Raw genomic sequence first — 15,433 nt, 5'->3', positions numbered from 1 at the left:
GCCGATACCGTTGAAAAACACCTATTGATCGTTGGCTCTCAAACATCCACCTTTAACGAGGTTGCGCGGAAGAGGGGAAAGCTATGGAGAGGCTTGTGCGAGCCATTGATTTCGTAATCGATATTTTTGGGGCATTGGGCGGTGGCGGACCTGAAACGGGTTTTTGGAGAAATGCTGAACGCATTGTGGTGGCCATCGCGGCAATGGTCTTATGTACCGTGCTTTGCTTTATTATTGCCGTTAAGATCATGGCGTGATTCAATCGTCGCATTGATTTGCGGAGGATTGAGCGATGATGGGATGTCAGGTAGCTCCGGCGCAGCTCTTCTACGACTTCTGCCTTGATGATCACGTTCCTGCCGACCATATGCTGCGCGGCATCGACCGCCATCTCGAACTCGACAGCGTCCGAGCACAGTTGAAGCCTTTCTACAGTGCCACGGGCCGCCCCTCGATTGATCCCGAGCTTATGATGCGAATGCTCATCATCGGCTATTCCATGGGTATCCGCTCGGAGCGCCGACTGTGCGAGGAGGTCCACCTCAATCTTGCCTATCGCTGGTTCTGCCGCCTCGGTCTGGACAGCAAGGTCCCCGATCACTCTAGTTTCTCGAAGAACCGCCATGGCCGGTTCCGGCAAAGCGACATCCTGCGGCATATGTTCGAGACGGTAGTGGAACGCTGCCTCGCTGAAGGACTGGTTGGTGCGGAAGGATTTGCGGTTGATGCCAGCTTGATCGCAGCGGATGCAAACAAGCAGCGCTCGGTACCAGGATCGGAATGGGAAGCCAAAGAGGATGCTGGTCGCTCGGTACAGGAATATCTGGCAGTTCTCGACGATGCTGCTTTCGGCGCGGCCTCACCAGTGACGCCAAAGTTCATCTCCCCGTCCGATCCGGCCGCCCAATGGACTGGTGCCCACAAAGGCCATGCCTTTTTCGCCTATGCCACCAATTACCTGATCGACACGGATCACGGCGTCATTGTCGATGTGGAGGCGACACGGGCAATCCGCCAGGCGGAGGTCGGTGCATCCCGCACAATGCTCGATAGGACAGAAAACCGCTTCGGCTTGCGGCCCGATTACCTAGCGGCCGACAGTGCATACGGTTCTGCCGACAACCTCGCCTGGCTGGTCAACGAGAAGGAGATCGCGCCGCATATCCCGGTCTTTGACAAATCGAACCGGACGGACGGTACCTTCTCACGTTCGGACTTCACCTGGGAAGCAGAGAACGAGCGATACATCTGTCCGGCCGGGAACGAACTGAAGCAATTCCACCGCACTTACGACCCACCCAGATCGGGGATCACGGCCGAGGGGACCAGGCTTTATCGTGCCAGCAAGAAGGACTGTGATCAGTGTGAGCTGAAGCCTCGCTGCTGCCCGAACATGCCTATGCGCAAAATACCGCGCGATCTCAACGAGGATGCACGCGATGTCGCCAGAGCGATTGCCAAGACACCGGAATATGAGCAGTCACGGCATCGTCGAAAGAAGGTCGAAATGCTCTTCGCTCACCTGAAGCGCATTCTGCGGATGGCAAGGTTGCGCCTTCGAGGGCCATGTGGTGCGAGAGACGAATTCCTGCTTGCCGCAACGGCACAGAACCTGAGGAGGCTGGCCAAGCTCAGGCCTCAGATGCCGCCATGCGGTCCCATCGCCGCCTAAAGGCGGCATCGACCATCACCCTGCGCCAAGGCGCGGGTTAGATCACGGCATAGTTTAGCGTCCGAGAGACCACGGAGGGTGTCTGAGCGGATAATCCGTCGAGTTTTTCAACGATATCCGCCAACAGCGGTCATTGCGCCCTTGGCGGCTTTCCTTAGCCACCTAGCTTCTGCGCGAAATAAGTTCCTGCGAAACCTCCGCATCCCGCCGCGAGGCACTGCACCCAAAAATCGCCGTGGAGAGCGCCAGCAAGAAAAACTGAAAGCCCGGAGACAATGCCACCTAAAACACTTGGCAAATGTTTTGTCATTTAACCTCCAAATTTAAATGCCAGTTGACGTGGAAGAGCTTAGCGCAACTTTTGCCTGAAACAACTCATATGTCCACAACGGGCCAGAATACGTCTTCCGCTTCGTGCCAAATGCGGTCGTTGGCCGCATGCACCTTGATGATGTCTTCGATCCGTGTTGGCTGCTCGGCGCGGTGAGCGGCTTGGCACGCTCTGTCTGGCGTGCAATGTTCGCACGCAAAGCCAGTTCAGTTGAAGGATGGGTCTCATGCGCCTCGACAAGCTTTCGCCTAAAGATAAGCCCTACAAAATCGATGGTTTACCTACGCTCTACGGCGGCAAGGGGGCTTGGGTCACAGCGCTACCAATGCCTTTGACTTCAACGTTTCAACACTCGCTTGTCGCTCTACCCCATCCCGGACGTGGCAACGCCGAGTTCGCTGAGCCGGGAGAAGTGCCGGTCATCTTGGAGAACGGCGACGGTACGGGTGACGTGCCCAGTTCGAACATGATCGCAGCAGCGCGGTGGCTGATCGATAACGACGCAGAAGTGGAACAGGCGATCATCGCTACTATTCGATCCTCGCTTGATGAGCTTATCAACATTCAGAAGGGGATTGACGGCGTGACCGACGAGGCCGTTAATGAGACATGGGAAGAAGCACAGTTGCGCCCGAGAGTCAGCCTTCTCCACATCGCGCTACCAGACGTGGTAGGAAAGCCTCCTTATTTTGGTGTCGAGCTTGCCTGCAGTTGGGATACGGAGAACGGCTATGGCATAATGTTCCACGGCACGGTTGTCGTGGAGTGGGGCGCTGGAGACGTACCAAACCTGCCTTGGATTGCCCTTCGCCATGCCGAAGGGCGGAGTTAGCTTTGAACGTACAGCAGCCAACTTGTTTGCATTGCGGTTGACCCTGTCCTGGGCCCTTCAAAGCGGATGGGCTGAAAAAACCAGTTCAAGGCGTTTTTGCGAAATTTGGGATTACGGCGACAGCGCGTCCGCTTTGCGCCGATACTGTTGAAAACTCCGGCAGACGGCTTTTCTTTTGGGATCACTGAAATAATATTGCGCATGCAAACGCCCCTCAGTACGTCAGACGCAAAGTGGCTCCACATCTCCCGAACCGTCAGTAAACTATACCTGGCAGCCCGCGCGACGAGCACCATTACCGATGCTAACAAGAGTTTCTCAACAGTATCCGCCAGAAGCGGTCATTGCTGAAAATAGATTTTGCGGGTCTCTAGTTCTCCTGATGGTGGAAGTGGCTAAGTGATATGGTTTGCGTTTTTGTGCTCCATAAATGATTTAGATTAGCTTTGGATCTGTGCTGCAAACTTCTGAGTTGAGGGCTGGACGTGAGAAGAGCGGGACTTTTGCTATAGTCCTGTGGCAGCAAGGCTGTTGAACGGGGGCGATCATATGGAGTGGCTGGAGCCGTGGGAACCAGTGGGCGACGAAATGACAGTCGAAAGTCAAAGTTTCCGTGAGGCGTGGGAGAGGGAGCTTCGAACAGAAGTAACTTCGAGTCATGTTTTATATGGCTTTGACGCCAAGCTGATCGCACGTAGATACGATTCCGACGATGCCCTTTACAAACTTGACGATGGAAGGGTGGCGAGGGTTCACCTGACCTGGAAGCAGGCAGCGGAGATCGGTCCGCGCTGGCCTGAGACTACGATCTACCCATCGTTGGAACGTTGGGCTGTCACAGGACAGCGCCGCGACCATGCCGAGTGGAATGGCGAGTGGTATGCCGAGCAAGATGAATGAATACTCTGAAGTCCCGGCAACCACTAAAGTCCTCTTTGGACCAACTGCTGCCTCGGCAACTTTGCGCCAACCGCGGTCATTGCGGCTGTCGCAAAACTGCCTATTCTGCGACGTCGCAGAAGTCAGTAAAACAAGTGCCGCGTTAATCGGGAGTTTTGAGACAGCCCGCCGAGGTCAATCTAAAGAACTACAGGAGAGAACTGTTTGTCCGCACCAATCGATGTGTCCGACCGTCCCGTGGGATCGGTGAGCGACTGGGGTCGCTACCTGCTGAACCTGACCGGGCCGCATAGCCATATACTGAACACCGAGGCGGGGCGCGGCAATCTCATCATCGGCCCTGCCAGCATGGGCAAAAAGGCCGATCTGCACGTCGCTCCCGATGAAGCCCTCAACTGGTCGGCATTCGATCCCTTCTCCACGCCTGCCGGGTCACCGTGGCCGCGCTATATCGACTATCACGGCGATGACAGCGGCTTTTTCGACTGGTCGAAACATCGCAAGATTGAGCAATTTGGCTGGGCTCCGGCTTGAGCGCGTTTGGATCGATGTCGAATAAGTACATCAGTCTGTGAAGACCCTCCTGAAAGCCGCGTGAGGTCGCCTCCTGACGAAGTTCGAGATAGTTCGAGCGGATTGAAAAGAAGTGGGAGGCTGGGACCCCTTGTTTTCGAAGATAGGTGTGGCCGAGGCAATCGGCCTCCAGTGTCAGGCGATGGCGAATCCCGAACATCTCAAGAAGACGATAGGCCCAGCCATTTTCGAGATCCATTTCCAGCTCTGCAATATCGGCCGGACGGCCATAGCGCCGTGCGGCCATCGAGACGTTGTCCAGATGCTCGAGCATCTTGTCACGTTCGTGTTCGCAAAGCTTTTGGAGCTGCGCCTTTGACATGGGGTCCTTCTGTTTTAACTTAAGTTCGGCCATCAGCACGTTGAGCTTGCGACCAATGACTTGAGCTTTCTTATGATCAGAACAGTGAAGGCTTAATGAAAGTCGGCTGCCTGGTAGGCATTGCCGAAACGCGTTCGGAACACGCGCACGCCAATAAAAGATATTGCCGCGGCGGATGAGATTCTCGACGTCGTGGCGGACCGCCATGAGGTTGTTGCCCTTGCCTGCCACCTGAAATGCCGGGACGCATATTGCGCGTGGGCATCACCTGTGGGCTACAGTTCTGGGCATCAGGTCGCCAATGATGCCAAAACGATATCCGACACGACTGGAAAATCAAGGGATTACGGGTATTTAGGGAGAATTGGCTGGGGAACCTGGATTCGAACCAAGATTAACGGAGTCAGAGTCCGTCGTTCTACCGTTGAACTATTCCCCAACGCAACCGAAGTGGCTGTGCCGCTTCGCTAGGGCGTCATATAAATGATTTGCTCGTCTATGCAAGTCGAAAAATGCGATGAGAGGCGGTTATTATGGTCGGCAGTAGCGGCATGGGCTTTACCGACCAGTTTTCTCACAGATAGCCCACCACCTTCTAAGATCCTTGGCAGGACATAATCTATGCTGGTTTGATTGTAAGCATGATTAGCGACTCGGCTTTTCGCCTTGGCTTACTCGGCAGAATATGTCCGCGCAGGACTTACCTGCGCTGAGATGGCCAAGTGAAGATGATTTTATAGCCGGCCCTTGCGTTTCCGAAACAACATGAATCGAGCAGACTATATCCAACTCATGCATCTCTTGTTGCAAGAATCAAACTTGGAGGAGGTGTTGTTATCGGGTTCCCAGTGACCAGACCCGTAATGTAGCCCAAGGCGTTCTGAAGACCGTTCATCGTATAGGGTTTTTCGATCGCGCCGATTGCCCCAGCAAAATCATCTGGAATACGTTTCAGGTTGCCTGAGACAAAAACATAGGGAACTTTTTTAGAGGCGAGGTAGCGACCGACATCAATTCCTGTCGGACCGTCCAGAAGGTGGATGTCCACGAAAGCAAAATCAGGGGTGGATCGTTCGACAAGTTCACAGGCTTTCTGGCTTGAAGCGGCCTGGCCCACGACTTCGTGTCCTGCGGCCTCTACTTCGCTTTCAAGTTCTAGCGCCAATAACGCCTCATCTTCTACGATCATAACACGCAACGTCTTGTCCTTACTCTTGCACCATAAGGGTCACACGCACATCCGTGCGGTTTCCCTCTGTTGTCCGTTCGATTTTCGCGCCGAGTTGCTTGGCGCATGTTTGCAGCATCAGCAGGCTGAATGCGTGTTCTTCGGTATCCACATCCACCGGTGTCACAGAATCCTCGACACGGATGAGGAAATGGCCGTTCAGTCTGCGAACTTCCAGATGTATTTTGCCTCCGCTTTCGCTCAAACCGCGTCTGACGGCATCACCGATCAACTCGTTCAGGATGAGAGCAAGCGGAGATGCCTTGTGCGCCGGTACGATCACCTCATTGAGATCCGTCGTTAAAACGATGTCCGAGCGTTTCAACGCGCCGACGAGATCGGTGATCAGGTCACTGGCAAAATCGGCGACGTCGAAATGGCCGACATCGTCATTGTTGAGCAGCTTCCGGTGCACGGTGCTGAGCGCCTCGACACGGCTGAGCACGGACAAAAGCGTGCGCTTGGCAACATCGTCCTTCGTCATGCGTGCCTGAAGTTTGACGATGGAAGCAATCGTCAGCAGGTTGTTCTTCACACGATGGTCGACCTCGTGGACAAGCGATGTTTTGGTGGTCAGCGCGGCGGTCAGATCTGCCGTGCGTCGGGCAACCTCTTCTTCCGCCATGTGACGGGCTGCCGCAAGTTCCGCTTCCTTGCTCTTGATATTGGTGAAATCGAGCTGAGACGCGAAAAAATAGATCACCTCCCCGCTCTCATCACGAACCGGGCTTACGAACAGCGCGTTCCAGAACGTCGATCCATCTTTTCTGTAGTTCAGGATATCGATGGACAGGTCATAGTGTTCGGTCACGGCAGACCTGATTTTCGCAACCGCTGCGGGGTCGGTATCGGTGCCCTGCAAAAAACGACAGTTACGACCAACAAGCTCATCCAAGGGATATCCCGTGAGTTCGCTGAACGCGTGATTGCAGAAAATGATCGGGTTGTCGTCCTGGCGGGGGTCGGTGATGAGCATCGGCATTCTGGTGGCTTTGAAGGCCGCCGCGAACGGGTCTTCCGATGCATGCGCCGCCACAAGGCGATCACCCGCATCGCGCGCGCCGCGAAACTCACTTCCAATCATACTCAGTAACCCCCAATAATTGGAGGCATAAATGCTCCGAATGGCTGTTGAGTTCCATGAGCCAAAAAGAATAGTTTCTCAGACGTGAGACACTTTTCACCTGCGTTCAACGCATCTTTGCGACGCGAAAAAGAATACGGCGCTCTGACCGAAGCAGAGCGCCGTATTTTATCAATAGACAGATTTTAAGACATGGCAAAAATGTCTATGGCCTGCAATCACCCAGCGCTATCAGGGTCTTGGCTTGGGGTGATCCATGCCGTCGGGGTGGCGCAAATGTGGAGGACCACCCTGCGGCCCGATCGATTCCGCTTGGCCATCCTGACGTATGAGATAGCTGGCGTGGACGACACCGTCATCGGCACGGCCCTGCACGGTCACGGCCTCATTCTTGGCAACGAGATCGCCATCTTCCCCGGCCGGGCCGGTTTCCACCAGCGCCCTGCCGCTTTCATCCTGCAGAATGAATTTGTTGCCGTAGATTTCGGCAACCGTGCCCTTGATTGTGACGAGACCCGTGGCTGGCACGGTGGAAATCGCAACCGGGGTTACGGGTGCCATTTCCGGTGTCGGGCGAACCAGTTTCGTTGCGGCGGCACCTCCGGCAACACCGACGGCAAGGGCAACAACGGTAACGAGGGCTGGCCATACCAATCGCGAGCGGGGTTTTGGCGGCGGAGAGCCAGCGGTGGTGTTCTGGTCTGGGTGTGGGTGGCTGTGATCTTCGATCTGCATTGTGATGCTCCTTTGTTCGTGACAATCACAAGCTAGCAGCGGCTGGCCCTCGCCTCGCTGAACCTTCCCGTTCAGCTTGAGTTAAGCTGCAACACTTATGTTTTCGGCTTCTTTTCATCAGAAAGTTCCCTTATGCGCGTGCTGCTCGTGGAGGATGACGACGATCTCAATGGCCGGATCGCAACCGCCCTCCGGCTGGAAAACTTCGTGGTCGATATTGCCCGCAACGGCGAGGACGCGCTGCATGCCGGGCTGACGGAACTGTTCGACGTTGCCGTACTGGATCTGGGACTGCCGAAAATAGATGGCGTCACCGTCCTGAAAGGTTGGCGCGAGAGCGAACGAAACCTGCCGGTGCTGGTTTTGACGGCACGAGACGGTTGGCCGGACAAGGTGGCAAGCTTTAAGGCCGGGGCGGATGATTTTCTACCGAAGCCGTTCAAGACCGAGGAACTGGTATTGCGACTTAGAGCCCTGGTGCGCCGCGCCGCAGGCTACGCGTCCTCGCGGCTGAACTGCGGACCTCTCGTCTTCGATGCGCAGCTGGGTACGTTCGAGCTGGACGGACTACCGCTGAAACTGACAGCCCTGGAATGGCGCGTGCTCTCCTGCCTCATGCTGCGCAAGGAAACGATCGTGGATCGGCGTGAGCTGAACGAGCGGGTCTATGACGGCGACGCGGATGTCGATTCCAATTCCATCGAGGTTATTGTCGCACGGCTGCGAAAGAAGATCGGCGCTGAACGGATCGAAACGGTCAGAGGCAGAGGCTACATGCTGACGGCGGCGGTGGTGGCTTGATGGTACGAAAGTTGCGCATCCCTCACTCGCTTGCAGGGCGATTGCTGCTCTTTTCCGGCCTGTTTGTCACCGTAACGCTTGTGGTCGCATCCGTGATCCTGTGGCTTGCCTTGAAAAACGTCGTGCGCGAACAGATCGACCAGAGGCTGGATACGCAAATCGGTGCGCTCGCCAGCACTGTTACCCGAACTCCGTCTGGACATCTTGAGCTTTCCACGCCCCTTGATGCCCCGCCTTTCGATCGACGGGACTCGGGCTGGTACTGGCAAATCGAAACCGGCCGCGACCGTCTGACATCACTATCCCTCGCTGGAAACGAACTGGATGGCCCCAAGGGACGCAAGAGCCTGCGCGAGACCGTGACCGGCCTGCCGTCTCCAGGCGACGCGGAGGATTTGCACGGAAAAACGCTCTACACACGCCAAGTCACGCGCAACATCGATGGCGAGATCGTCACCATAACCGCGACGGCACCCTTTGGCGCGCTAGTTGACCCGGCCATTCGCGCGCTGTTTTGGTTGATACCCTGCATGCTGTTTTTGGGTCTTGTCCTTCTGGCAGGCACACTGTGGCAAATCCGTTTCGGGCTAAAACCTCTCGCATCCATGGCCGCCGATATCGATGCCATCAACCGGGGGGATATCGACCGACTGCCACCACAGAAGTCGCCAGAACTCTCTCCTTTGACTGAGAAGACGAATGCCCTGTTGATTGCCAATGAGGAACGGCTGACCGCAACCCGCATGCAGTTCGCCAATCTGGCCCACGGCCTCAAAACACCCGTCGCCAGCCTTATGCTGGCGCTTGACGACGGAAATGATACGGATGGCACGTTGCGCAACCTTGCGAAACGTATCGACCAGAGAATCAAACACCATCTCAATTCTGCACGCCACGCGATGGTGTCCACTGGCAATGTCGCGAGTGCAAATATTGCGGCGTCGGTCGCCGACCTTCACCTCGCAATCGGCTCCATCCATGCGGAACGAGGCATAAGCTTCGAGATCGCGATTGATGAGACCCTGAAAGCGGCCTGCAGTGAGAACGATCTCGAAGAGATGCTCGGCAACCTCATCGACAACGCATTCAAATGGGCGTCCTCGCATGTCAAGATCAGCGCGCAGCGCGAGGGTTCAGTTGTTCGCATCACCATCGAAGACGATGGCCCAGGCATCCCCGAAGACAGGATGGAAGCTGTTTTGCTTCCCGGTGTGAGAGAAGACGAACGGGTTGCCGGAACCGGTTTTGGCCTGTCGATCGTCAGCGAATTGTCCGGCCTTTATGGCGGATCACTCTCCCTTCACCCCAATGAACCCGCAGGCCTGCGAGCTATTCTTGCTTTACCCATATCCACACGAACGGGGCCGTGATTTATCGTAAAGCGCGAGATGCCTGGAACACACAGCCGCCCCAGCGCGTTTGGCTGGGTTGCACAGGAGGTCTCAATGAAAATTTTTACTGCCGCACTCTGCCTGATTTCGGTTGGCGTACTCAGTGGCTGCGTCGATGATCGCGGTTACCGCAGCGGCGGCTATTACTCGGCGGGTGGCTATGATCGTCGCTACGACAATGGCCGCGACTACCGTAACGACCGCGATTTCCGCCGCGACAGACGAGGAAACTGGCGCGATAATGATCGCGACAGATACAGAAACAACGACAACCGCATCATTTACGGCGTAATCCAACGCTAAGGTGATCGGAAAGAAGACGGGGCGAGCGACAGCACGCCCCTTTTTTATGTCTACCGTAACGAGCGGATGGCACGACGCCAGCCTCAGACAACAGTTCTATATGTGTTTTTGGTGCCCCTCGCGGACGCCAGAAAGCCAATCTCGAGGCCGGAATCTGGAATTCGATGAGACCCGCTTACAAAGCTGCCTGATTGATCCGTTTTTCCACCCAGCTTCGATCGCTTGTTCCAGCTGCGATTTCCGCTTTGGTACTGGTCTCGTCTTCAAGCCTTTTTAGCGAGTCCTGTAATAAGTCTGGCGCCTCATCCGCTGGAATAGCGATCACGCCGTCTTCGTCGGCCAGAATGATGTCACCGGGATGGACGATCATGCCGTCGATCACCACGGGCAATCCAACAGCGCCGGGGCCGTTTTTGTAAGGGCCGCGTAATGTGTGGCCTCTGGCAAAACATGGAAACTCAAGCGCCTTGAATGCGTCGGCATCTCGGATGGCGCCGTCGATGACAAAGCCCAATACACCGCGAGACTTCGCAAAAAGCAACATGAGTTCACCCACGAGCGCGCGTTGCAAATCTCCGGATCCCTCTACCACGATAATGTCACCCGGCGAGCATTGGTTGAGTGCGTGGTGAATATATAAATTATCCCCTGAGGCGACCTTGACCGTGTAGGCGCGACCGCAAACGCGGGAAGTACCGTGATAGGCTCTCAGTTGTGATGTTCCCGCGAGACGTTGCATGCAGTCCCCAACGATAGGAGTGGGGATGGCTTCAAACGCTGCAATCATCTGGTCAATGTGCGTAGGTGTTTCTGTGACGTGACCAATGTTAGCCATGATATCAACCCTTCAGTGACTTGGCGCTGGGCGAAGCGTCGTAAAACGCCTCCGAAAATACCGCCCTGTTACTTTTTGCAGTTGAGGCCTTTTTTATGCAAGCATTCCCCGTAAGGATTTCACGGAATAGCTGTAAAAAATGCAAGCAGTGCAGCATCCCTGCCTGTATGTTCCTTGCGCAGGTCGTTCCGCCGCGCCCGCACAGAAATGGTTTCAAATGACGTGGTCAATGCTCCTCCACATTCTTCACCCGACTGACCAGTCAGCGGGAAAAATCTGATCATCGTCTATGGCTGCATATTTTCATAGCTCATGGCGTCGGACAAGACAACGATGATACCGGTAGAGCCAGGTTGGGCCTTACAGGAATGGCAGTTCGCTAATGCACGTGGCAGGCCGCCTATCTATCGACCCTCTGGCTGCGGCCATTCTGCCACGTATAGCCACTGCCGGATCAATAAGGCGGGTTCTAGCCGACCATACCAAATGAACATCGCAGCGTCGCGAACAGATGAATTTTGCACTAAATCGTGGAGCTCTGCCGCAAGACAACCTCGCCCCTAGTATCCAGTTTTAAGTTCGCTTTTGGAATAATATTAAAAAGATTTGCCAGCCGCAGCAGGACCACGACCCTGGTAGCCGCCGGATCACGTAGATGGCTCTACCACACGAGGTTTTGCAGTTACCAAAGGCCGCAACGCTAATTTAATTTAAGCTTCAACAAATTTCTTGCGCATTCATTTTTTTGCTCATAGGCTTCCTATCATCAACACATTCATCTGTTCTAGCGCCGTCGTTGTGCTCCAGAAGCGAAAAATGGGAGCATGGAATTACGAATACCTCCACCATTTCTGCACTCGTGACTTGCCTGCTGGAGGGCTCCATCAGGGTCGCGAAATGCGATGTGACGCAACGCTGTGACCCCGTCATTTCAATAATAGAATGGACACAGGCGCTATGACGGCGAAGGAAGCGATTATGGATCACGCCTCTCCATCCTCACCGGTGACCACCCGGGGCTATTGCACATTGTGCAGGTCCCGATGTGGCGCGATCTATACCGTTCAGGATGGGCGGATGTTGCGCGTCGATCCTGATCGTGACCATCCGACCGGCGGCGCTCTGTGCGCCAAAGGCCGCGCCGCACCTGAGATCGTCCATCACCCTGATCGACTGACCGTACCGATGCGACGGACCTACCCGAAAGGCAGTGCAGATCCAGGTTGGGAAGAAATCGGTTACGACGAAGCGCTGGACGAAATCGCCGCACGCATGGCCGATATTCGTAACCGCTATGGCGCGGAAGCCGTGGCCATCGCATCGACGACGCCCAGCGGTACGGCCATTTCCGATAGTATCGACTGGATATTGCGGCTGGCGTGGCAGTTCGGCACACCCAACCTCGTCACCTCGGTCGAAGTCTGCAATTTCCAGAAAGATTATGCGCAAGCCTTCACATTCGGTTTGCCTTTGGGTGTGCCGGACTTTGCCAATGCCGATACCATCATCCTCTGGGGTCATAATCCCGCAAGAACATGGCTGGCGGAGGCGCAACGCATCGCCGAAGCACGGCAGCGCGGCGCGCGCATCGTGGTGATCGACCCGAAGCGTTCGGGCAGCGGCGAACAGTCCGATCTGTGGTTGCGCATCCGCCCCGGCTCAGATGCCGCGCTGGCAATGGGTGCGATCCGCTTTCTGATCGAGCAGAAGCGCTTCGCGCAGGATTTCGTTCGCGACTGGACCGACGCGGCCTTTCTCGTAGACCGACAGACGGGCGAAAAGCTTTCCGCCACTGCTTTCGGTGCCGATGCAGGTCTCGTCATCAGGCGAAACGACGGATCGCTCGAAACCGTCGATCCTGCTGTTGACTATGGCGTGCACCCCGATGCCTATCTGTTGTTCGACGGAACGATTATCGACGCCCACGGACATGAAAGACACTGCGCCACCTCGCTTGCTTTGCTTTATGAGGAAAGTCTCGAATGGACCCCGTCACAGGTTGCAGAGGCAACGGGTATACCGGAAACTCAACTTGTCGAATTCTTCGAGATCGTCGCGTCATCACCAAGCATTTCCTATTATCACTGGACCGGGATTGCGCAGGCGCTGAACGCCACGCAGACGACACGGGCCATATCCAGCCTATTCGCCCTGCGGGATGATGTCGATCGAGCCGGTGGAAATCGCTGGTTTGCCGGACCGGCCACAGCAAAGATCGCCGACTTCAAACATCTCCCTGCCTCGCAGCTGGAAAAAGCACTTGGCCGTGCGGAACTGCCGCTTGGCCCACCTCGCTTCGGCTTCATCACGGCGCGGGATTTGTGCGAGTCAATCGAAGGCAATGCGCAGAACCGGGTTCGGGCACTGATCGGTTTCGGGGCCAACATGCCACTGACGCATCCTGATGCACCCCGCACGAAAAGAGCGCTGGAAGTGTTGGATTTTCAGGTCCATTGCGACCTGTTTATGACCCCGATGGCAGATACCGCCGACATCCTGTTGCCCGTCACCGCGCCTTGGGAACATGATGCGATGCGTGTCGGTTTCGAGATTTCAGCGCGGGCTGCCTCACATATCCAGTTTCGTCCCGCTCTCTTGCCAGCACCCGGCAAGGCAAGGCCGGATTATGCCATTGCACGCGGGCTCGGCCAGCGTCTGGGGTTGGAAGGCGATCTCTGGCAGGGACCTTTCGTCAAGGCAATCGGCACCGTGCTGGAAGCCACCGGACTGAGTGTGGATCGATTGCGGGCATCACCGGAAGGCATCACGCTGGCGCAGCCCGCTATAGAACGCGCCTATGCGACGCGCGATGCAAGCGGAGCGCCGGTCGGCTTTCCGACACCATCGAAGCGGATCGAATTCCATTCCGGGCAGTTACAGGCGCATGGTTACCCGGCCATCGCCTCTGCTGCGCCGCCATTGCCGGTCGATCCCGAATTCCCCATTACACTGACCACAGCCAAATCGGGCTATTATACGCACTCATCGCTGCGCAATATCACCTCGTTGCGACGGCGCTCCGCTGATCCGGCTATCGAGATTTCTCCTGCTCTGGCGGCACGGAACGGTCTGGCGGAGAACGACTGGGCGCTGGTGACGACGCCGAATGGAACGGTGCGATTGCGGGTGCGGATCGACGGTGATCTGGCCGACGACGTGGCAATCGCGGAATTTGGCTGGTGGCAAGGTAATGACGCTCTTGGCAGACGAAGCGCTCCCACATTCGGTGAGCACTCCAGCAACATCAACGCCATCATCGGCGACGAGACGCGTGATCCCCTCAGCGGCGCGCCGCCACTTCGCCAGATGGTCTGCGCCATCAGGCGTGATGTGCCGACATCGATCGGCAACTGGTCGGGCGAGCGAAGCTTCATCGTCAAGGCCCGAGAGAAGCTTGCAGGCCATGTGCTGCGATTCGTCGTTGTGCCGGAAGACGGCCTTCCTCTACCCGCATTTCTGCCCGGCCAGCATATCGGCGTCAGAATACCTGGCGCGCAGGAACGGCGCTTCTACTCCCTCATCTGCGATGGCGCGTCGTCAGACTGCTTCGAAGTCGCGGTGAGACGCAGCCCGAGCGCCGATCCGCTCGTGTCATTTTCCATGTCGCATCATTTTCACGATCATCTGGAGGTCGGTACGGAACTGATGGTGACGCCGCCATCCGGCAGCTTCGTGATCTCACCTGCCATCGACCGACCCATCGTCTGCATTGCGGGCGGCATCGGGATCACACCCTTCCTGTCGGCCTTGCGGGCTGCTGCAAAGGGTGGTTCGACAGCTCCCATCATGCTGCATTACGTGGCCGGAACCTGGGAGACGGCGACCTTCGAACGGGAACTCGTTGACCTTGCTCGAAACAGCGAGCGGCTGTCCTTCAATCTCTGGCTTCGCCGCGGCGATGCGCCGACGCAATCCCACGTCAGAACGGGCGGCGATATCGCGCAGATCATTGCGACGATGGATGATGCCCTGCTGGCCAGACGCCCGCTGGTCTATCTGTGTGGACCGGCAAACTTGATGGATGGCGTTCGCCAGGCGCTCGTGGCGCGCGGCATGCCAACCGCCGATATCATCGCCGAAGCCTTCAAGAGCGAGCTGGCATTGCCGAAGGACATTGCCCCGGCACGCATAACCCTTGCGCGTAGCGGCGCCAGTTTTGAATGGACCAAGGCGTCAGGCTCACTGCTCTCAGCTGCGCTCGCTGCCGGTATTTCGCTGCCAAGCGGCTGTCAGGTCGGCCAGTGCGAAAGCTGTGCCGTCAAGGTAACGGAGGGGCAGTTCCTCTGTCCCGTCGAAACCGAACTGGCCCCCGACAGCTGTCTGACCTGCCAGTCCATCCCGTTGAGCGATATGACACTCGATGTCTGAGACAAAGGTCCCTGCTGTTGTCATGAGGGCTTTCCCGGTATCACAATGCCGGGAGAGC

Annotated in this window: 13 protein-coding genes and 1 tRNA gene; 8 read left to right on the top strand and 6 right to left on the bottom strand. The window is 56.4% G+C overall.

The genetic code is table 11. The features are described 5' to 3' along the window. Positions 1-83: 83 nt before the first annotated feature. The 4 genes from RRU01S_RS26260 (at position 84) to RRU01S_RS22295 (ending at position 3,735) form a co-directional block, all read left to right on the top strand. Positions 84-257: a hypothetical protein gene (locus RRU01S_RS26260; RefSeq protein WP_165572262.1), complete on the top strand. Its 174-nt coding sequence runs from the start codon at positions 84-86 to the stop codon at positions 255-257. Positions 258-292: 35 nt separating this feature from the next. Then, positions 293-1,672: an IS1182 family transposase gene (locus RRU01S_RS22310; protein WP_045232417.1), complete on the top strand. Its 1,380-nt coding sequence runs from the start codon at positions 293-295 to the stop codon at positions 1,670-1,672. Positions 1,673-2,229: 557 nt separating this feature from the next. Further along, positions 2,230-2,835 carry a DUF6985 domain-containing protein gene (locus RRU01S_RS22305; RefSeq protein WP_131367823.1) on the top strand — a complete coding sequence of 202 codons (606 nt, stop codon included), beginning with the start codon at positions 2,230-2,232 and terminating at the stop codon, positions 2,833-2,835. Positions 2,836-3,384: 549 nt separating this feature from the next. Further along, positions 3,385-3,735 (top strand): hypothetical protein, encoded by a 351-nt coding sequence (locus tag RRU01S_RS22295; protein WP_131367821.1) that lies wholly within the window; start codon positions 3,385-3,387, stop codon positions 3,733-3,735. A 391-nt stretch (positions 3,736-4,126) separates the two neighbouring features. Here RRU01S_RS22295 and RRU01S_RS25580 read toward each other — a convergent pair whose 3' ends face one another. The 5 genes from RRU01S_RS25580 to RRU01S_RS22265 form a co-directional block, all read right to left on the bottom strand. Next, the gene (locus RRU01S_RS25580) at positions 4,127-4,861 is read right to left on the bottom strand and encodes a DUF6538 domain-containing protein (RefSeq protein ID WP_234936219.1); all 735 of its coding nucleotides are present in this window, start codon (positions 4,859-4,861) and stop codon (positions 4,127-4,129) included. Positions 4,862-4,995: 134 nt separating this feature from the next. After that, a tRNA-Gln gene (locus tag RRU01S_RS22280) sits at positions 4,996-5,069 on the bottom strand. Between the two features lie 351 nt (positions 5,070-5,420). Further along, complete coding sequence (locus RRU01S_RS22275) at positions 5,421-5,828, bottom strand: response regulator (protein WP_045232413.1); 408 nt, start codon at positions 5,826-5,828, stop codon at positions 5,421-5,423. A 10-nt stretch (positions 5,829-5,838) separates the two neighbouring features. Next, positions 5,839-6,942, bottom strand: coding sequence for a PAS domain-containing protein (locus RRU01S_RS22270; RefSeq protein WP_045232412.1), 1,104 nt, complete (start codon positions 6,940-6,942; stop codon positions 5,839-5,841). Between the two features lie 231 nt (positions 6,943-7,173). Continuing rightward, positions 7,174-7,677, bottom strand: coding sequence for a hypothetical protein (locus RRU01S_RS22265; RefSeq protein ID WP_045232411.1), 504 nt, complete (start codon positions 7,675-7,677; stop codon positions 7,174-7,176). Positions 7,678-7,809: 132 nt separating this feature from the next. On the opposite strand from RRU01S_RS22265, the gene RRU01S_RS22260 reads away from it, so the two are divergent. From RRU01S_RS22260 to RRU01S_RS22250, 3 genes are all read left to right on the top strand, one after another. Beyond that, positions 7,810-8,478: a response regulator transcription factor gene (locus RRU01S_RS22260; RefSeq protein WP_045232410.1), complete on the top strand. Its 669-nt coding sequence runs from the start codon at positions 7,810-7,812 to the stop codon at positions 8,476-8,478. Then, positions 8,478-9,848, top strand: coding sequence for a sensor histidine kinase (locus tag RRU01S_RS22255; protein ID WP_045232409.1), 1,371 nt, complete (start codon positions 8,478-8,480; stop codon positions 9,846-9,848). Before RRU01S_RS22260 ends, RRU01S_RS22255 begins: the two co-directional genes overlap by 1 nt. 75 nt (positions 9,849-9,923) lie before the next feature. Further along, complete coding sequence (locus RRU01S_RS22250; protein ID WP_045232408.1) at positions 9,924-10,172, top strand: hypothetical protein; 249 nt, start codon at positions 9,924-9,926, stop codon at positions 10,170-10,172. Positions 10,173-10,347: 175 nt separating this feature from the next. Here the strand turns inward: RRU01S_RS22250 and RRU01S_RS22245 are convergent, their stop codons facing one another. Then, positions 10,348-11,007 (bottom strand): RraA family protein, encoded by a 660-nt coding sequence (locus tag RRU01S_RS22245; RefSeq protein WP_045232407.1) that lies wholly within the window; start codon positions 11,005-11,007, stop codon positions 10,348-10,350. 942 nt (positions 11,008-11,949) lie between these two features. Here RRU01S_RS22245 and RRU01S_RS22240 point away from each other — a divergent pair. Next, positions 11,950-15,375, top strand: coding sequence for a molybdopterin-dependent oxidoreductase (locus RRU01S_RS22240; RefSeq protein WP_081880168.1), 3,426 nt, complete (start codon positions 11,950-11,952; stop codon positions 15,373-15,375). The last annotated feature ends 58 nt before the right edge of the window (positions 15,376-15,433 follow it).

Origin of the sequence: Agrobacterium rubi TR3 = NBRC 13261 (assembly GCF_000739935.1) — a bacterium.
In the GTDB taxonomy this organism is placed as follows: domain Bacteria; phylum Pseudomonadota; class Alphaproteobacteria; order Rhizobiales; family Rhizobiaceae; genus Agrobacterium; species Agrobacterium rubi.
The sequence above is the reverse complement of the archived record's forward strand: the minus strand, read 5'-3'. Positions and strand labels throughout refer to the sequence as shown.